We start from the raw sequence: 20,120 nt of genomic DNA, 5'->3' as shown, positions 1-20,120 counted from the left end.
ACACATTTTCCTATCGCGACCCCAGCCGCCCGTGTTTCACACTCGACTCGGGGGTCACTCCCTGTCGCCAACGCTTAAATCCTTACCGTGATTTTTTGGAGTAAAATTATAAGGGCGGGGAGAAGAGGTGGATAAAGATCATTATTATTATTATTATTATTATGTTGGTAGTTTATTGGAGTTCGTAAATGTTTGATTAACCATTATGGAATAGTAGTAAAAAATAAGATGCATTTTCCTTTGCGGGAAACTGCATCTTACAATTTCTGCTTCTAGTCAATCACTTTGAATAAGTTGACGCTACAAGCATTCCCTTCGTTTTTATCAAAAACTTGTCTGGGGGTTGCCTCACTGGACATACAAAGCTGACCAGTGTTTACAGGAGTACAATCAACATTAACTTGGAGACAGTCTTCAGGGGAAGGATTCTGAATGTATCCCGAAATTAAAACTGTTTTTTTTGACTCCTTGATTTTAGCTTCATTAGTGCTAACCGCTGCAGCACTCGCTAATGTGAATGCCAATGCAGGCAGAATCACTTTTACAATTGTTTTCATAGTAAAAAAAATTAAATTACAAATTTGACTTACTCTTTTTTACAGGTTTTCAGTCTCAACCCTGTCACTAGCGCCAGTAAATTATTTATATTGTTTTGTATTGTAAATCATGGCTTTAGGGATATTGAAAAAATCCTTACCCAAACGGTATTTGTGTACGTGGTGACCAATTATTGCAAACAAATTATTTCCGGATATTAGCATGGATTGCACTTTGGCTCCATTTACATCATAAATGTAGATACTAAACAAATAGATGTTTCGCTCGATGTCGTACACATCTACAATTGCTGCTTGCTTCCACATCTTTTTTGATTCGAAGCGTCCTATTAGCTTGGAATTAATAAAGAGTAAATTACCAGACACGGCAGTAAGTTGGTTTACTGTGGATGGACGAGAAGCGATTTTTCGTTGTCCTGTCTCTTTTATAAATGTCACTTTGAGTTTTGCTTTACTTGTAGTGTCAATCGTGTTTCCTCGATACTCTAAGTTCCCGTTTTTATCAGCGACTATAAATTGATTGCGATAATAATAGATATACACCAATTTTTGAAGTCTTGAATCATAGTGTATCATGCCATCTGTATCAAAGAAACCATCAATTTGTTTTTGTAACAGGTTGGGAGCATATTGTACCTGCAGACTATATGAGAATGTAAAGATTCCTAATACGTTGTTTGATGATTTTAGTTCTTGTGCCCGAAATGCAATTTTGTCTGGAGCTATAATTTCAGCTTTAGAAAAATAGTAATTATTGCTATGCATTATTAACTGAGCTTTCCAGTTGACTATATTTCCCTTATAAATTACAGGAACTGTTCCATCCATCAAGTAAAAATATGGGGGTGTAACTCGCACTTGAACTGCACTGAATGGAAAATTTTCTCTTTCCAACTGGATTTTATACTGGTGTTTGACTTTCAAAATAGTGTCAAAAGCAGTTATGTGAAGCGGTGCTTTATTATCACCCATGTAAATTGTGCTATTGTCTCCTCCGGCAAAATATAGTGAATTACTTTTTAGATCTACTTCAGCAATTTTTGTTGATGAACCTTGAATAAAGCGCCGGATAAATGGATTTTCGCGATGCATTGTGTTTTCAGAATTAATGTAAAGTGCCACTATTATGGTAGGAGCTACAATTGTGATACTTATTAATCCAAAGATTGTTTTCGATTTGTTTCTTGTACAAATCAAGCAAGCTGTTGCTGCCAAAATTGTAAAAACAACATTAAATATTAAGTGATGTTTCCATCCTAGTTTTTCCAATATACCACCGCAAGAACATGGAACGAAAGACGAATAATTGAGAATTACAATTATGTATGCGGTGAACATCACCATTAATAAAAAAGAGGATAAAAGGCCTATAAAGCGGGTTTTAGAAAAGGCAAGAAGTAAGGCAATTGTGAATTCCACTATTAAAACAGCGTAGGAAATAAATCCAGTATACGCACTTAATAACGGGGATTGACCCAACTGCGCTTGAAAGTTTTGGAATTCGAGTACTTTACTCAGTGCGCTATAGACGAATAATAGAACTAATAAAACACTTATTATTTCGACAACTACTTCTTTGAACTTGGTGCTATAACTTTTCATAACTCGACAGGATTAATACTGTAAAATTCTATCATTTAAATTTGTAATGTTATGCAAATCAGAACTTTCGTTATCCAAAACTGATGTTAAGCTATTTAAAAATTAAACATCAGCACTCGGACCACGATCCACTTCACTTGGAGTGTATTCAAATCTTTTTTTAAAAGCTTTATAAAAGTTGAGGTAGGTGTTAAAACCATTCATTATGGCAATTTCCTTGAGAGGAATCTTTGTTTGCTGAATCATCAAATGTGCTCTTTTTAGTCTTTCTTCATGATAAAAATTATAAATACTAGTTTTGAAAAATTCGCGGAATCCAAGTTTCAATTTGTATTCATTACAATCAAAAAGCACAGCTAATTCTTTTATGGTTGGGAGTGGTTGTTCCAAATGATTTAAAATGTAATCATAAAGATTTTGCATAATCACTGTTTCAGATTGTTTTTCTGTCGCTGTTTTTATCACATATTTTGCGTCTGACAGAAATTCTTGCAAGATGGTAGTAATTGAGTTTACAATTATTTTGTCACTGTAGCGCAGCCGTGATATGGTGCAAAAAGTTGGAAGTAATTTATTATTACCCGTTATAAAAATTAGCGGAACGGTGCTGTGGTAATTATCATCAAGTGACGCTTCCTTCTTTTTTTGATTCCAAATACTGAAGGACTGTGGTGCGATAAATTTTCCAAAGTCAACTTGAAATAATTCTTCGGATTCGTAGTATAGTGCTTCTGGTACGTGTGTATTAAAATTGCGGATAATAAAGTTATCGTCTAAAATAAATGTAGTTTGTACTAAGTTTTGATAACTGTAATGCGGGTTAACAGAACCTGATCGGAGTATAATATCATGCATCTGTCCAGCAAGAGTGTTAAGCATTTCAGAGAGTTTATCAACTTCGTCGTTTTGGTCTGTTTTGATAATTCTGAATGAGAGGTTGCCGGTTGCCAATTCAAAAAGCATTTGGTAAATCACCTTAATCCGTTGTTGGTTTTGTTGCGTATCCATTGTGTTGTATTAGTGAAGATTTGTCGGAATGGAGTGGGGAGGTGGAGACAAAATTATATAATACAATTCTCTAAATCAAGAAGTATAGTGTGCAATTCGGGAATTGAATAGGTGTTTTTTAGAGAAAAGTGAGTGGTGTCCTTCGACAAGCTCAGGATGACAGGGAATAGTGAGAAGTGATTGACGAAATGATTTTTAATTTCATAATCAAATAGTAATTCTCGATGCGTTCTATAGTTGAGGTATGGAATAATAGGAATTATTTTAGTTTGTTTATTAGGTATTTACGAGATATAGAAGGTTTTTGAGTTTAAGAACAGGTTATAATTAAGAGGGGGGAGGGATAAGAAAGATGCTGATGAGGTGTCTTTATTTGTGTATATTTTTTGTTTTTTTGATATTGATAAAATTGTAAAAACAGTAATAACAACATCCTTTTCAACTTCTGATTTAAGAGCAGTTGCGAAAGCGATATTGAGTTAGCAAAATTGATTCTTTCAACAATAAAACGTTTTGAATTACTAATTGATTTTTTACAATCTGAGGAAGATTGTGAATATCTAGATATAAGTTTGTATCAGTATTTTAATTTAGAAAATTCTGAAGAATTAATCAAAGAAACTAAAATGCTCCCTCTTTAATTACTTAGAATTAAGACTGAAAATAACGGGTTCAAGTTTAAAGTAGAAGATGAAAAATCAAAATTATTCTTAAATTCATTAGTCTCATGTGAAATAATAGAAGTGGATGTTTTTTTAAATTTAAGAAATTTTTTAACACCTGCTGCTTTGGCGACTTGCTTCACCGCCTATTGCACGCCTCGTTGACTGTAGCGATTGTCAAAATCCCCTCCAGCTCCAGAAGCCAAAAACCTGCGAAAAATAGCTGACAGCTAATAAGTTTTTTTCTATGTTGAAGACAGCGGAGAAGATCGCTTACACCTGAGATATCATTGTTAAATATTTAACCTTACAAAAAGGTTTTTATGGGACATAAGTAATAACCATGGTATAATGTCGTATTTTAAAATCAGGATAAAATCATGTAAAAATCTGATTTAAAGCTGTTTTACTTAAAGTTAATTCTTTTGACTTTACGACTTTTAAACTTTCGACTTACTTAATAGTATTAGAAACGAAGATCTTCCTTATTTAACTGTTCATTTTACAGTAATTGTTTTTTTAATTTTTTAAAGAAAGGATTATTCATTAGCTTAATTTGATCAACAACCAAACGGGCTATAGCCAAAGCTCCTTTTCTACTTAAATGTGTGTCATCAGACTTTCCCTCTGGATAATAGGAATTCTCACCGGGTTTAAAATGCAAATGTAGCGCTTTCGATTTTTCGGGACCATAAGAGGTTTCAAGTAATTCTGAATAATATTCTAAATCCACAAAAGGCACTTTGTACTCTAGGGCTACCAAACGAGTTTCAAGCGGATAATCACCATGCGTTCCGACTAATACTCCATTTTCATTAAAATTTCTTCTGGCAATTGATGAAAACAAAATTGGAATTGCCCCTTTTTCCCTGCTTTCATTTACAAACCGAATGATGTTATGTCGATACGTTGTATGTGGATTTGTATACCGAGTAAAATCGGTTAATTTTTCATCATTATGCCCAAATTGTATAAAAACATAATCTCCCGGTTTTAAAACCTTAAAAACTGCTTCCCATTTTTTCTCATCAATAAAACTGCGTGTACTTCCGCCATTTACCGCTCGATTCTTTATAATTACATTCGAATTAAAAAACAGGCGCAATACCTGTCCCCAACCGGTTTCTGGGTTTTCTTCCGGTTTTATTTTATCAGCCATCGTAGAATCACCAATAGTATAAATTGTAGTTTTTTGAGACAGTCTGTTTAAGGAAATTAACAACGTCAAAATAATAATAGGTTTCATAAAAATTATTTTTTTTTAATATATTACTTTGCAGCAGTAAGAATTGTACCTCTCTCACCAATTACAACTTCATTAAAAGTTACATTTTTAGTAGTAGTAAGGCTCAATCCGTTTTTAGCTCATTGTATTATAAAACGGTTCAAATTAACGTTTTCTACTTTTTATCGGGGTATCCTTCTATTACAATTCCCGTGTTGGTGACTTCAGTGCAACTGATATTAAAGAAATATCCGAATTTAGACGGAAATAATCCGCTTTCTACTCCATGTTATTGGCAGTGATGTAAATGCAGTCTTCCATGTCCTAAAAGAAATATTGGACAAAAATATATATTTAAAATAGCGCGCTCGATCTCTATTTGTTTTAATTTAAATTATCTCTTTTTAAATATCCACTCGCTTTACAGTAATCAACATACTTATTTCGAACTCCGGCCATCATTTCACTTCCTATTACAATCGCATGCAGTCTTTTGAACTGGTAATTTCTTATTACGATATTTCCAAAAGGAGTTGCTGAAGTGCTACGTCATTAGTCATCTCTACCAAATTTCAGGGCTTGTCCACGGTATTGTCTCGAAAAATTCTAGCGATATCACTCAGTCATAAACAGATCAAAAATCGACTTTAAGTCAAAATAGCTGATGTTTTTTGATGGTCTGTTTAATATTTGCTCTTTTTTTACTATTGTAAAATCGTATCAATCTCATCTAATTCATCTTTGGAGAAAGTAAGATTCTGCAGACTGTCAATATTGTAATTGAGTTGTGCAATTGAACTAGCTCCAATTAATACTGAGGTAATACGATTATCTTTTAACAACCAAGCCAAAGCCATTTGTGCTAAAGATTGGTTTCTTTTTTGCGCAATTAAAGTCAATTGAATAATTTTCAAAATTTTTTCCTCCGAAACTTCTTCAGTTTTTAAATGACCATTAGGATTAGAGGCACGAGAGTTTTTCGGAATCCCTTTTATATATTTATCAGTTAAAAGTCCTTGGGCTAAAGGTGAAAAAGCAATACAACCAACTCCTTTTTCTTCCAGAATGTTTAATAATCCGATTTCCGGATTTCGCTCAAACATTGAATATTTGACTTGATGAATCAGACAAGGTGTTCCCAATTGCTTTAGAATATCGACAGCGTCTCTGGTCTGTTCCGGATTATAATTAGATATCCCAGCATACATAGCTTTTCCGCTTCGAACAGCATAATCCAAAGCCATCATGGTTTCTTCCAATGGTGTTTCAGGATCATAACGATGAGAATAGAAAACATCTACATACTCCAAATTCATCCGCTTCAAACTCTGATTCAAACTGGACAATAAATACTTACGGGAACCCCAATCGCCATAAGGACCCTTCCACATAGTATAACCGGCTTTGGTCGAAACTACAATTTCGTCACGAAGATTTCCATGAAAATTCTTCTTTAAAATTTTACCAAAAGTAATCTCAGCAGAGCCCGGATCCGGACCGTAATTATTGGCTAAATCAAAATGTGTAATTCCTTTATCAAAAGCAGCCTTAGCAATGCCTTCTGCATTTTCGAAACTATCTACCGACCCAAAATTATGCCATAATCCTAAAGATATTTGCGGTAATAATAAACCACTTTTTCCGCATCTGTTGTAATCCATATTTTTATCTAAAATAGTTTATAATTAAGAGACAAATTTATTGTTTCTTTGAATCAAATTTGAATAATAAATTCACTTATTTATTTTGAAAAGTTACAAAATTCACCATGCTAGAACGAAACCTAAAAAGGCTTGATTCATTTTATTATTTATCATAAATTGTTTTATTTAGTACTGTTTTTAGATGACTATGAATAGTTTCAATTTTTTTACTGATTTGATTAGCCGCTTTTAAATTTTTGCTTTTAATTTTTATTTCTATAGAAAAATCATTTTCTCTTTTCGAAACAAGCTTAACGGTAAACATTCCATTTGGATAATATACTCTCAAGCCATCCGTTTCTTCCATTAAATACAGATCGAATTCCCCTTTTAACCAATTGATAAATTGATCATAAAATTCAGTTTTTTCTACCTTTGCATATCTGGTAAAAGTATGAAATGGTGCCTCAAAAGAAATATTCATTTTTTAAATACATTTTTTAATTTCGTTGATAAATTTTATTGCCAGTTCGTCTGCCTCATCTTCGGAAATACTTTCGGTATAAATTCGAATATTAGGTTCTGTACTAATCGTATCTTCACAAATTCTGGCATCTCTTCCAATAATTAGTGAAATTTTTTTTAATATTTTGCTGCTTTAACTAGATACCATACGCTGCTGCAAATTTTATAGCATTTATTGGAGTCAAATTATCATTAACTATGCCTCCAATAGTTCCTGTAATTCCTGAAATCGATTTTATTGATGCCATTTTATCATTTACTTAAAATTCCCATCTAACAAATGCTTCCATTGCTGCATAATGGGACAATCCTAATTCATCATACAAATTGGCAGTTTCTTTATTTCTATCCTCGGCTCTTTGCCAAAACTCTCTGCTGTCTGCTCCTTGAAACACGACACCATCTTTTTGGGATTGATGCTTAAATATCCCTTTTCGTTTTTCCAACACTTGGTCTGGCCCCATCGGTACAGCCATTTCGATCTCGTCAATTCCCCATTCTTGCCAAGCCCCTCTGTATAACCAAACCCAACAATCATTCATGTACTTTTTAGGTTTTAAACGTTTTATAGATTCAAAAATAGCATCTAAACATACTTTATGGGTTCCGTGTGGGTCTGCCAAATCACCTGCTGCATAAATTTGATGTGGTTTAATTTTCTCGATGAGATCCATCGTGATTTGAATATCTGATTCTCCTATTGGGTTTTTCTCAATAGTTCCTGTTTCATAAAACGGAAGTTCCATGAAATGAATCTGCTCTTCTGGAATACCAACATAAAAACTGGTTGATCGTGCCTCACCTTTTCGAATTAAACCTTTGATGTATCTTACTTCGGCGATATCAACCTCACTCGCTTTTTTGTTCTTTAGGAATGTTATTGCTTTTTTATAAATATTTTCTGCCTCAGGGCTTTTGATACCGAACTTATCATTATAATCACAAACAAAGCTTGCAAATCGTAGCGCTTCATCATCAGCTACTGCTATATTACCGGAGGTTTGATAACCAATATGTACTTCATGTCCTTGTTCATGCAATCTCTTGAATGTGCCACCCATACTAATAATATCATCATCTGGATGTGGACTAAAAATAAGCACACGCTTTTTGGCAGGCTCTGCACGTTCTGGTCGTTTGCTGTCATCGGCATTGGGTTTACCTCCTGGCCATCCTGTTATAGTATTTTGAAGCTTGTTGAACATTTTTATATTAATGTCGTAAGCTGGTCCTGAATCGGCTAATAAATCACTCATGCCATTTTCTATATAATCAGCATCTGTAAGCATTAAAATAGGTTTTTTCAAATGAAGGGCTAAACCCAATGTCGCTTTCCTTATAAGTTTATCTGTCCATACTATTTTTTCGACTAACCAAGGCGTATTAATTCGGGTTAATTTTGAAGAGGCTTTTCTATCTAAAACAAAGGTGGCATTTGTATGTTCTTGCAAAAATGAAGCCGGTACTAAATTTGTAACTGTACCTTCTACCGATGCTTTTATAATATTCGCTTTTCCTTCTCCCCAAGCCATAAGAATCACTCTATTTGCTTCCATAATCTTTTTAACTCCCAATGTAATAGCTGTTCTAGGAGTATGATCTAAGCCAGAAAAGTCACTGCTTGCAGCTACTCTTGTAATATGATCTAAAGCTACTAATCGTGTTTTAGAATTTTGTAAAGATCCTGATTCATTAAATCCTATATGACCGTTTCCTCCAATTCCTAAAATTTGTAAATCTATTCCTCCAAGAGCTTCAATTTTGGCTTCATATGTGGCACAATAATTCGCTATTTCTTCTTTTGACAATGTTCCATCCGGAACATGGATGTTTTCCGGTAAAATATCAACTTGATTAAATAACAATTCTTTCATAAATCGCACATAGCTATTTATGGAATCTCGCTCCATAGGATAATATTCATCTAAATTGAATGACACTACATTTTTAAAACTTAATCCTTCTTCTTTGTGTAAGCGCACTAGTTCTGAATACAATCCTTTCGGGGAAGAACCTGTGGCCAACCCCAATATACAAGGCTGTTTTTGGGCTTGTTTAACTTTTATCAAATCTGATATTTCTTTAGCTACAGCTTTAGAGGCAGCTACTGAATTTTCATAAACTACGGTTCCTATATTCTCAAACCGCTTTTCGAAACCTGTGGCTTTATCAATATTACTATTTAACATGGCTTAATTTTTATAATTTATTTTTAATTTTATTGATATTTCCCAAAATATTATCTAACACTCAGGATGTATAGAATTCTTGACTAAATGATTTTTTATATTTTGAACATGAAAAAAATTAATGTTTTCAGGTTGTTTTATTATCAAGCTTTCTTTAAATGAACCTTGTTCCAACTTAATTCTAGGGAGTGATCGTCTATAATAAGTAACAAATAATGGTGTTTTCATTTCTTCAAAGACATTATTTACAAGTAAATATTCTTCATACGTTGATTCCATTGTTTTCTAAATACAACAAATTTTGCCTGATGCAACAACTTTTAGAGCATAATAGCAATGAGAATCTGGCGGAGTTGCTATACATAAGGAGTCGACTTCAGGATCATTTATTAAATCATCCACATCTCCATAAAACTTAAGAACACTGTACTTAATCGCATAATCTTCGGCTTTTTAAATATTGCGCTGCGTGACTGCATGTAACTCAAAACCTTCCACTTTTTGATAGGCAGGACCGCTTCTAAGTTCTGTTACATTTCCGCATCCAATAATCCCCCATTTATACTTTTTTCTCAAACATATTGACAAACTGTTATCCTAATATTCTCAATATTTATTCAAAATATATTGCCTCATCAAAATGTTTTTTTATTTATTATTTCTTGACCAGCTTTTATAATTATGCCCCCAGATAGCAAAAAATAGAATAATGGAATAACAGGGAATTAAAATCCAATAACTACTTGTTGCTGCTGTTGCCAAAGCATCTGATTCATTTATTCCTTTAGCAATAAGCTCTTGTTTATTGGCATCAACCATTCTACCATATAATGGTGGAATAATTGCTCCACCTGAAATCGCCATAATTAATAAGGCTGACGCTGTCTTAGTGAATTTTCCTAATCCATCTAAAGTTAAAGGCCATATTGCTGGCCAAACCAGTGCATTGGCAATGCCTAATGATGCCACAAATAAAATAGACGTAAAGCCGGTGGTTAATAATATACAAACACTGAAAATGAGGCCTAATGCAGCACTAATTATAAGTGCAGTTCCTTGTTTTAAATACTTGGGTATTAAAAAAACTCCTAGAGCATAGGTACACACCATTGCTAATAAGGTTAAAGTTGTAAAGAACTTGGCGTCTGCAGCTGGGAAACCTAACGAAATACCATAGGCTATTATAGTATCTCCAGCTATAACTTCTGCCCCTATATAGACAAATAATGTTAAAACACCCAACCATAAATGAGGAAACTGAAAGATACTTTTTTTTGTTTCAGATCCTTCTTTTATCTCATTCACTTCAGCTGCTTCAACGTGAGGCAGAGGTGCTTTTCTAATTAATAATCCTAAAATTAATAATACTGTAGCCATTATTAAGTAAGGCATAAAAACACTGTCTGCCATAGTATCTAATAACACTGCTTTTTCTTCAATCGACGCGCTTCCTAATTTTTGTTTGACTTCATCTATTCCTGATAATAATAATGTGCCAAAAATCAAAGATCCTATTGCACCGGCTGTCTTATTGGCTATTCCCATAATGGCAATACGTTTGGCACCACTATCGATAGGTCCCAAAATTGTAATATACGGGTTCGCAGCTGTTTGTAATAAAGTCATCCCGACACCTTGAATAAAAATACCTGTTAAAAACACCCAGTAAGTTCTTGCCTCAGCCGCTGGAATAAATACTAAAGCGCCAATCGCCATTATTATTAATCCTAAAGACATTCCTTTTCTGTAACCTATCTTATTCAAAATATATGAAGCTGGTAAAGCCATTACTACAAATGAAATATAGGATGCCGATGCTACCAAATAGGATTGAGCATCGGTTAATTCATTGATAGTTTTCATAAATGGAATTAGTGCACCATTAATCCAGGTCACAAAACCAAATATGAAAAATAAGCCTGCTATAATTAGTATTGGGACTAAATTGTTTTTTGATTTAATACTATTACTCATATCTGTGAATTTTTAATTCTATTAGTTAATTAACGATGCTTTATGGTAAAATTCAATAGTCTCTTTCAAGGCATGATCTATAGAATACTGTGGTTTAAATCCTAGTTGAGTGAATTTTGAAGGATTTGCTTTTGAATGTTTAATATCTCCTGATCTTTCATCCAGAAATTTTATTTTTGATTTGGAGTTGGTTATTTCAATGATTTTTTCCGCTAATTCTAATATTGACGTGTTATGGCCTAGAGCCACATTATAGGTTTCATTCCCTTTTTGAGATGCCAAAATATTTGCTCTTACCACATCTTTTACATAAATAAAATCTCTAGTTTGTAAGCCATCTCCAAAAATGGTTATCGGTTTGTTTTGAAGTGCATTATTTATGAAAATTGGTACCGCTGCTGCATAGGCTGATTTTAAATTTTGTCTAGGACCAAAAACATTGAAATAACGTAATGAAGCAGTAGGAAGACCCCATTGATCTTGATACATTTTCAGATAAAACTCACCATCTAATTTTGTAACAGCATACGGAGTCATCGGTTCCGGAGTCATTGTTTCTATTTTAGGCAATATGGGATTGTCTCCATAATTAGCCGCAGATGAAGAAAGTACTACTTTGCAATTTACATTCTTCTTTGCGGCCTCCAAAATATTTATTGTCCCCAATGTATTGATTTCAATACATTTGTTTATATTTAAAAGGGATTCCGGGACGCTTACCAAAGCCGCTAAGTGAAATATACCATTAGCACCTTGCACTAGTTCTTCCACAAGATTTTTATCCCTGATATCTCCTTTTTCAAATTGAACATTCAGCCCATTAATATTTTTTTCGAATCCCGTTCTTAAACTGTCCAAAACAATTACATGATGTCCTTTAGCGGATAAATATTCAGCAATGTGACTTCCTATAAATCCTGCGCCACCTGTTATTATATACTTCTTCATTTTTTTTAAATATTAGGAGTTATCCTTTCAGAATTATTAGTCATTCCAATTTAATACAGGATACTGTTTTTTTAGATAGGCCTTTACTTCAGCTATGTCTTCTTTTGCCGTTAAATCCGGTACGTGTTCAGAAAAAGGGATGCCAAATGTGGTATTTGGGTGTTCTTTTAATGCGTTTAAAAGTACGGTAGGTAATTCCTTTTCGTCTCTTTCAGGATGAACGGGACAGTTTTTTAGATAAGGATAGATAAGATCTCCTTTAAATTTAAAAGCATTCATGCTCACTCTTAACTTTCCCTCGGAATCTTTGTAACTCTCTAAATTAGCTGCAGTTGGTTTTTCAAGAATGTCAAATAATTGATTGTCATGGTCGAGTTTGGCAATGGCAAATCGAGAAATTCGTTCCGATGGAAATTCCATCGCATCTCTATTATAACTTATAAAAGCATTAGGACTATCTGTTTCTCTAAGAGCATAAAGTGCATCGACTGAATACAAGTTGTCGCTGTTGCAAACCGAGTAATCCAATGAATTCAGTTCCGGATATTGTTCTACAGCTTGAAATAATGCATCTGCAGTACCTAATGGTTTGGCTCTTCCTTCCGGAATATATTGAATAGCAAAAGAGATAGTTAAACCATGAAAATCATTGTATTTGTTTTCACTTCCGTAAAATTCTTTAAATAGATCACCCCGCTCACCAATAATAATATAGATATTTTTATACCCTGCTTTTTTCGCATTCAATAAAAGATAATCCAATAATGGTCTTCCATTTGGGCCAACACCAATTAATCCTTTACTTCTTTCATTCGCTTGCGCAATTTCTTCGTCACTCAAATTATCAACTGTAACTTGTTTTTTCATTCTGGAAGAAGCGCCGCCAGCCAAAATAATTAGATTGTCATGCATAATTAATTCTTTAAAATTTTAATGTTTTCTAGTATTCTCGCGCCAGGATCAACGGTTACCGTATAGGCTTCTATTGCCCCTGCAGTCAGTATTGCTGCCACTACTGGAGCTTCATTTCCCGGTTCAGCCAGTACTACAATACTACCGCCTCCACCTGAACCAACTATTTTTGCCCCATACGCCCCAGCTTTCAATGCAGCATTAATCATGGCATCAATTTTTGGCACAGTTATTTTTAATAAATCTCTTAAAACAGCGTGATGTTGATTCATTAAAGCACCAATCTTCTTTAAATCTGGAGTTGGTTTTTCAAATTCTTTTAAAGCCTCTTTTGTATAATGGTAATTCTTGATGGCAGCTTCAAAATAAGTAATCAATCGGTCTGGTAAATAATTATAGTATTTATCTAAATCTTCTATTTCGGATGTATTTAAATCAAAATCTTTAAAATTTTGTTTTATAATGTCAATTGCAATCAAGGCATTTCCTTTTAATTCTCCTATCAAACCAATGGTTTCTTTAGGTACCCCGGAAACACCGGTTATTAATCCTTTTAGTTCTGTTCCAATAATGGTATAAGAAAAAGGATCTTTGGTATTGATGTGTACAATATTGCCCACTCCGATGCTGTAATGATCCATCATTCCGCCTGGTTCTCCGTGTTCTAAAACTTCAGAAGCATACCCCATTTTTGCAATAAATTCCGGAGTAACTTCGGCATCAACTCCAAAAGCGGTAACCAAAAAATGAATCCAAGCCATTAATAAAGCCGATGAACTTGAGGTTCCGGAATTGATAGGAATATCTCCTTTTATGGTAATATCGTATCCTACAGTTGGAATACAACCTTGTCTTCTCAAAACTCTTAAGGAAGAGGCAAAATAATCTCGAGGTGCTAATTCTGAAAAAATACCGTGAATATCAATGACCCTAACTTCATTAATATCCTCCATGTTTAGTCTGAAAACTGAAGTGTCATTTTGAACTGCAGTTAATTTTATATTTAGATTGATTGCACATGCAATGACGGGCAAACCTAAATAGTCTTGATGATCTCCAAAGAGACACGTTCGTCCAGGAGCTAATGATATAATTTTTTTCACTTTTTAGAGATGTTAAAAACGCTGTATTAATAGTGTTTAATGCTAATTTTATTTATAATTCTAACTGTTTATTTAGTTTTACTTTACGAAACTATAGATTAAATTCTAATAAAACAAGTAAAAAACAATAAATGTGCTCGAACACACTTATTTCGTGTTGTCGAGCACATTTTTAAATTGTATGAAAAAATACGATCATAAAAAGATTATTACTAACAATGAAAGAATGTCAAACGTATAATTAGGTACTCATTCGTTAATTCAGTCTTACAAAAAAAAATAAAACCAAAGTTTTTATATATTTGCTCATTATGGATAAAAAGTATACAATAAAGGATATTGCTAAATTAGCCGGTGTTTCGAAAGGAACTGTTGACAGAGTTTTGCACAAAAGAGGTAAAGTCTCACCAGCTGCTTTGGACAAAGTCAACGAAGTTTTAAAAGTAATTGACTACGAGCCAAACCTTATTGCTAGGAATTTAAAGAATAATAAAATTTATCGCATTTGTATTGTTCTTCCTGATCCCAAAATTGATACTTATTGGCATCCTTGCCTGAGTGGTATTGATGATGCGGTGAAAGAATTCAAAGCCTATAATTTGATTATTGAAACCTTTTACTTTAATCCGGAAAAAAAGAAATCCTTTTTAAAAACGAATAAAGAGGTATTGGAATTATCTCCGGACGCTGTTTTGCTAACGCCTTTATTCCATAAAGAAACTGTAGATGTTATCGAAGAATACAATTCGTTAAACATCATTGTAAATACTTTTAATAACCAAGTCGAGTCCAGTTTTGTAAAAAGTTTCGTTGGTCAGGATTTATTTAGAAGTGGACGAGTGGCAGCAAAATTAATAGATTCGATTACCGGTACCGGTCAAATTGCCATTGTTCATATTGATGAAACCTACAAAAATGCAATTCACATGCAGGAAAAGGAAAAAGGTTTTAGAAATTATTTTGATGAGAAAGAAAATTCTCCATACACGATTACCACTTTAAAATTAAAAAATCCAAATGTTGAGCTTAGTTGCAATACTTTCCTGAATGAAAATCCAGAGGTTACAGGAATTTTTGTTACTACTTCTAAATCGTATCAAATTGCTAAGGTAATTAGTGAATTTAAAGGTAAAAAAATTAGAGTGGTCGGTTATGATTTGATTGATGAAAATGTTACTTATTTGAATCAAGGCGTCATCGATTTTATGATTCATCAAAACCAGAAAAGACAGGCATATCTCGGAATAACCTCTTTGGTGGAACATTTTCTCTTTCAGAATGAAATTCCAAAAATGATTTTTTTGCCGATTGATATTGTGAACGCGGAAAATGCGGAGTATTATATTGAATAAAAAAATTTATTCTTTTAAAATAAAAACTCCGAAAGAAGATGCAATGTGGAAATTGGGAGTTTCCGTATTTGGGTTTACCCAAGTAATCCAATTAGGTTCATAACATTCATTTTGGGCTTTACTATATTTAGCCCTAAAAACACCGGTTTCAATAATGTTGTTTTTTATTAAATTAAGACTTTTCAAAGATTCGATACTAATTGATCCCTCAACCATAAAAGTATTAGCTTGTACAGATGATTTAACTACTAAATCATTTTTGGGCCAGTTCCAACTGAAATCGAAATTCTTATTAGGATACGCAATAAAATCCATTATTCGCCCAGAAGTGTCGATCTCTAAACAATAATAAGGATTCAGTCCATTATCAGTTCTGAAAAAGAGTTCAACTCTATCAGAAATCCCAATACTTTCAAAACTTTCATCTTGCTTTTCTATGTGGATTTCAGTATCTAAAACTGTAAAATTAAAAAATAATTTGTCTCGATTCCAAAGTGCTTTAAATGTAGTTTCAGTTACTTTTTTAGTATTCCACGGGGAACAAAAATCAGTTAAAATCTGGGCTTCAGCCCACGCTATGTCATCGCCTTTTCCGGAGACAGTCAGATCTTTGTTTTCAATTAAATGGACATCATATTCTTTCATTTCTGGAATCATTTTATACGGTATTTAATATTTCTGTGAAACTGTGTTTGAACAGAAATTCTCGAAATATAGTTAAAAGAAATTTCAATGAATCTATTTATTCTTTTTTTTCTTTTTTTAGCCTAATTATAAGTCTTACATTCATTTCTTAGCTGTTAAATTTAAAATTAAGTGATGGTAAATTGAGATTAAATGGTCAATTTATAGTGCGTAACTATTGTTGAAGTTTTAATTTTTAGTTTAAAAAATTCCGAATTTCTTATTATTTAATGAGTATGTCCTTTTTTACTTGAAATAAATGATATGAAACCCCACAGGATTTTATAATTGAAAAACTAGAATTTTAGTACTAAAAAAACGTTTCGAGTATTTTTTGTGTGCTCGACAACACAAATAATATGTGTTCGAGCACATTATTTGTGTTTTTCCTTGTTTAATAAAAATATAATCTCTAGTTTCGTCATGTATTAAAAAATAATCAATCTTTTATTAGGTCAAAATTTAATGTTTTTGAAGATTATATCAAAGGCTGTATTTAGAAATATGCATAAAAAAAGAGGGTGGATTTAGACAAAAATTAGCTCAGTTAAGAAATTATAAATCAAATTTTTTAGAGTTCATTTTTGTCCATCAAAAAAACATACAAACAACACTTAATACTGAATAAACCAACAAACAATTATTAACTAAAACCATTTCAAGAGTATGAAATTATTAACCCAAAAAAAACCAAGGGGCTTAAGGATTAAAAGTATGACACACAAAGAAATTAAATTAACAATTCTTTCTTTTCTAGCTTTAACTTTTCAATTTTCTACTGCTTCGACCATAAAGACAATCGCTTTATCCGAAACTAATGTATTATTAGTTCAGAAAGTTGTAAAAGGAAAAGTTACCGATGAAAGTGGAGCACCTCTTCCTGGAGCTAATGTGCTTATCAAAGGTACTACTATTGGTGTTCAAACTGATGCTGATGGTAATTTTGCTATTGATGTAGTAGGAAATAATAATACTTTAGTTGTTTCATTTATTGGAATGGAAGAACAAGAAATTGCTATTGGCAATGACCCATTAACTATTGTTTTAAAAGAAACCGGACAAAAATTAAATGAAGTCGTTATTGTTGGCTATAGTACGATTAAAAAAGAAAGTTTGACGGGTTCCTTACAAACAATTACCAATAAGAAGCTTACAGATGCTACAACTCCCTCTGTTGAAAATTTATTAGCAGGGAAAGCTACTGGAGTTTATGTAAATTCTGGATCTGGACAGCCTGGTGAAGCTGGTAAAATAATTATTAGAGGTAAAACAACTGTAAACGGAAGTACAGATCCTCTATGGGTTGTTGATGGAGTTATTGTAGGAAGTAGTGCCGGGAGCATTAATCCCATGGATATTGAAACTATGACGATTCTAAAAGATGCAGCCTCTACTGCTGTATACGGTTCTCAAGGGGCTAACGGAGTTATTGTGGTTACAACAAAAAGTGGAAAATCAGGCAAAGCAACTATTAATTTCTCGACGAAGATGGCTGCTACCACATTAAACACGGGTAATTTCAGCTTAATGAATGGAAATGAATTATATGACTTGTACGATTCTTTTTCGAACAAACAGGACTTTTCAACGGCATGGTGGTGGACTCCGGAACTGAGAAATAAAAACTTTGATTGGTGGGATAATGCCACAAGAACAGGTTTAGCAACCGATCATAACCTCTCTATAAGTGGTGGTAATGAGGATTTCAAAAGCTATGTTTCTCTGGGGGTGTATGATGAGACAGCAGCAATAAGAGGCTATGACTACAAACGGTATAATGCACTATTGAAATTTAGTTATAAAGTAAATAATTGGTTAACCATACGCCCACAGATAAACGCAACCCGCAGAGATGTTTTAAATAAACAACATTCAGTTGGTGCAATGTATGGTAATATGCCTTGGGATAACCCGTATTTAGCAGATGGAACTTTGGTAGGAAATCAACCAAATCCTACTTGGGTAAACACCACAGGATCAAACTATTTGTATGATTTACAATGGAATTACAGCGAGTCTGAAGCCTATGATATTCGAAGTAATTTTGATTTTGACATAAAACTTACGGATTGGCTGACTTTTGCCTCTGTAAACAGTTATATCTTTTCAAATTCAAATTCTACCTCCTATTCAGATCCACGTTCTTCAAGAGGATTAGCAGTAAAAGGAAGAATTGAGGATTATATGAGTTCGTATAATAGAGCCTATACCAATCAATTGTTCAAATTCAAAAAATCATTTGGAAAACATGATTTTAATGCCATCGCCGGCTATGAATGGAATGAATTTAATTCTAAAAATACAGTAGGAATTGCAACTGGATTTGCTCCGGGGTTTGTAGTGAGTGATGTGGCCTCGATTCCTGAAAGAGTGAGAGGAAGCAAAGCGCAATGGGCCGTACAATCATTATTATCGAATGTAAATTATACCTATGATAATAAGTACTTAGCACAAGTTTCGCTTAGACGTGACGGAGCTTCAAATTTTGGGGTTAATTCACAATACGGGAATTTTTACTCTGTAAGTGGTGGATGGAATATTCATAAAGAAGCTTTTTTTAAAGCGGATTATATCACAAATTTAAAACTTAGAGCCAGTTATGGATCAGTAGGAAACAGACCAAACAGTCTTTATCCACACTATGCCCTGTATTCATTAACGACAGGGTACAATGAAAATCCAGGAGCCATAATTTCTCAAATTGCGAATCCTGATTTAAGTTGGGAAAAAACATATACGGCCGGTGTGGGTTTAGATATTTCGTTTTTAAGACGATTCAACCTGACTTTGGATTATTATGATAAAGATACTTCGGGTTTATTGTACCAAGTTCCTTTGCCAGGAGTTATTGGAGTGACTAGTATTTGGAAAAACGTAGGAGCAGTAAGCAATAAAGGTTTTGAAGCGGCACTTAATGTTGAAATTATTAATAATGAAGATTGGAGATGGGCTGTAGATGCTAATATTGGTGTGAATAAAAACAAAGTAACGAGTCTTTATGGCGAAAGACAACAAATCATCGTGAGAGATGGATCTGGTATTTCCGGTTCAGCTAATAAATTATTGACTCCCGGAAAGGATGTAGATACGTGGTACCTTACAGAATGGGCTGGTGTAGATCCAGAGAGCGGAAGACCACAATGGTTTGAAACCAATGCAGCAGGAGAACGCGTTAAAACCTTCAGTTATAGTGCCGCTTCAAAAACACCAATTGCTATGGGAGCGTATACGCCTTCATTTTTTGGTGGATTTTCAACGAATTTAAATTATAAGAGTTTTGATCTTGCTGCCATATTTACCTATTCAGTAGGAGGCGAAATTTATAATTATGCCAGAGCTGAATTTGATTCAGATGGAGCCTATACAGATCGCAACCAAATGAATCTTCACAGCGGATGGAGCCGATGGGAAAAACCAGGTGATATTGCTACGCATCCTCAAGCCAGTTATAACAATCAAAGTAACTCAAATAAAGCTTCGTCTCGTTTCTTAGAAACTGGAACCTATCTAAAAATGAGAAGCCTTTCTTTAGGATATAATCTAAATGTGGAGCGTTTTAATATTTCGAATCTTAGATTATTTGTAGCTGCAGAAAACTTATTTACAATTTCTCACTTCTCTGGAGTTGATCCTGAGATACCACCTAGTAATGGTCAAATAACAGGAGTTGCCACCTCAGTATATCCTCAGACACGCAAATTTGTATTAGGTCTTAATCTTACTCTTTAAAAAAAAT

At 33.5% G+C, this 20,120-nt stretch carries 14 protein-coding genes and 2 pseudogenes; 2 read left to right on the top strand and 14 right to left on the bottom strand.

The annotated features are described in order from the left end of the window. Window positions 1-272: 272 nt before the first annotated feature. From EKM00_RS07075 to EKM00_RS07020, 13 genes and pseudogenes are all read right to left on the bottom strand, one after another. Window positions 273-557 (bottom strand): DUF6520 family protein, encoded by a 285-nt coding sequence (locus EKM00_RS07075; protein ID WP_126455275.1) that lies wholly within the window; start codon window positions 555-557, stop codon window positions 273-275. 81 nt (window positions 558-638) lie between these two features. Continuing rightward, complete coding sequence (locus EKM00_RS07070) at window positions 639-2,159, bottom strand: DoxX family protein (protein WP_126515715.1); 1,521 nt, start codon at window positions 2,157-2,159, stop codon at window positions 639-641. Window positions 2,160-2,261: 102 nt separating this feature from the next. Beyond that, complete coding sequence (locus EKM00_RS07065) at window positions 2,262-3,167, bottom strand: helix-turn-helix transcriptional regulator (RefSeq protein ID WP_126515714.1); 906 nt, start codon at window positions 3,165-3,167, stop codon at window positions 2,262-2,264. Window positions 3,168-4,331: 1,164 nt separating this feature from the next. Beyond that, the gene (locus EKM00_RS07060; protein WP_126515713.1) at window positions 4,332-5,075 is read right to left on the bottom strand and encodes a rhamnogalacturonan acetylesterase; all 744 of its coding nucleotides are present in this window, start codon (window positions 5,073-5,075) and stop codon (window positions 4,332-4,334) included. Window positions 5,076-5,758: 683 nt separating this feature from the next. Then, window positions 5,759-6,715 (bottom strand): aldo/keto reductase, encoded by a 957-nt coding sequence (locus EKM00_RS07055; protein WP_126515712.1) that lies wholly within the window; start codon window positions 6,713-6,715, stop codon window positions 5,759-5,761. 145 nt (window positions 6,716-6,860) lie between these two features. Beyond that, window positions 6,861-7,181 carry a hypothetical protein gene (locus EKM00_RS07050; RefSeq protein ID WP_126455265.1) on the bottom strand — a complete coding sequence of 107 codons (321 nt, stop codon included), beginning with the start codon at window positions 7,179-7,181 and terminating at the stop codon, window positions 6,861-6,863. A gap of 105 nt (window positions 7,182-7,286) precedes the next feature. Beyond that, window positions 7,287-7,470, bottom strand: a pseudogene (locus EKM00_RS14930) (phosphoglucosamine mutase); the annotation flags it as partial. 12 nt (window positions 7,471-7,482) lie between these two features. Beyond that, window positions 7,483-9,411: a glucosamine-6-phosphate deaminase gene (nagB, locus tag EKM00_RS07045; RefSeq protein ID WP_126515711.1), complete on the bottom strand. Its 1,929-nt coding sequence runs from the start codon at window positions 9,409-9,411 to the stop codon at window positions 7,483-7,485. Window positions 9,412-9,696: 285 nt separating this feature from the next. Further along, window positions 9,697-9,849, bottom strand: a pseudogene (locus EKM00_RS14925) (Gfo/Idh/MocA family oxidoreductase); the annotation flags it as partial. A 210-nt stretch (window positions 9,850-10,059) separates the two neighbouring features. Next, window positions 10,060-11,385, bottom strand: coding sequence for a sugar MFS transporter (locus tag EKM00_RS07035; protein WP_126515710.1), 1,326 nt, complete (start codon window positions 11,383-11,385; stop codon window positions 10,060-10,062). A gap of 21 nt (window positions 11,386-11,406) precedes the next feature. After that, the gene (locus EKM00_RS07030) at window positions 11,407-12,333 is read right to left on the bottom strand and encodes an NAD-dependent epimerase/dehydratase family protein (protein WP_126515709.1); all 927 of its coding nucleotides are present in this window, start codon (window positions 12,331-12,333) and stop codon (window positions 11,407-11,409) included. 36 nt (window positions 12,334-12,369) lie between these two features. Next, window positions 12,370-13,245, bottom strand: a complete 876-nt coding sequence (locus EKM00_RS07025; protein WP_126515708.1) for a sugar phosphate nucleotidyltransferase — start codon at window positions 13,243-13,245, stop codon at window positions 12,370-12,372. A 2-nt stretch (window positions 13,246-13,247) separates the two neighbouring features. Beyond that, window positions 13,248-14,348: a GHMP family kinase ATP-binding protein gene (locus tag EKM00_RS07020; RefSeq protein WP_126515707.1), complete on the bottom strand. Its 1,101-nt coding sequence runs from the start codon at window positions 14,346-14,348 to the stop codon at window positions 13,248-13,250. Window positions 14,349-14,659: 311 nt separating this feature from the next. On the opposite strand from EKM00_RS07020, the gene EKM00_RS07015 reads away from it, so the two are divergent. After that, window positions 14,660-15,700 (top strand): LacI family DNA-binding transcriptional regulator, encoded by a 1,041-nt coding sequence (locus EKM00_RS07015; protein ID WP_126515706.1) that lies wholly within the window; start codon window positions 14,660-14,662, stop codon window positions 15,698-15,700. A gap of 6 nt (window positions 15,701-15,706) precedes the next feature. On the opposite strand, the gene EKM00_RS07010 is transcribed toward EKM00_RS07015, so the two are convergent. Further along, a complete protein-coding gene (locus EKM00_RS07010; protein WP_233588599.1) occupies window positions 15,707-16,357 on the bottom strand; it encodes a sugar-binding protein in 651 nt (216 codons plus the stop codon). Window positions 16,358-17,098: 741 nt separating this feature from the next. On the opposite strand from EKM00_RS07010, the gene EKM00_RS07005 reads away from it, so the two are divergent. Further along, window positions 17,099-20,113: a SusC/RagA family TonB-linked outer membrane protein gene (locus EKM00_RS07005; RefSeq protein ID WP_233592252.1), complete on the top strand. Its 3,015-nt coding sequence runs from the start codon at window positions 17,099-17,101 to the stop codon at window positions 20,111-20,113. Window positions 20,114-20,120 lie beyond the last annotated feature (7 nt).

The organism is Flavobacterium sp. RSP15, assembly GCF_003968755.1.
Taxonomy (GTDB): Bacteria; Bacteroidota; Bacteroidia; order Flavobacteriales; family Flavobacteriaceae; genus Flavobacterium.
Note: the sequence above shows the minus strand (reverse complement) of the source record. Positions and strands in the feature narration are given on the sequence as shown.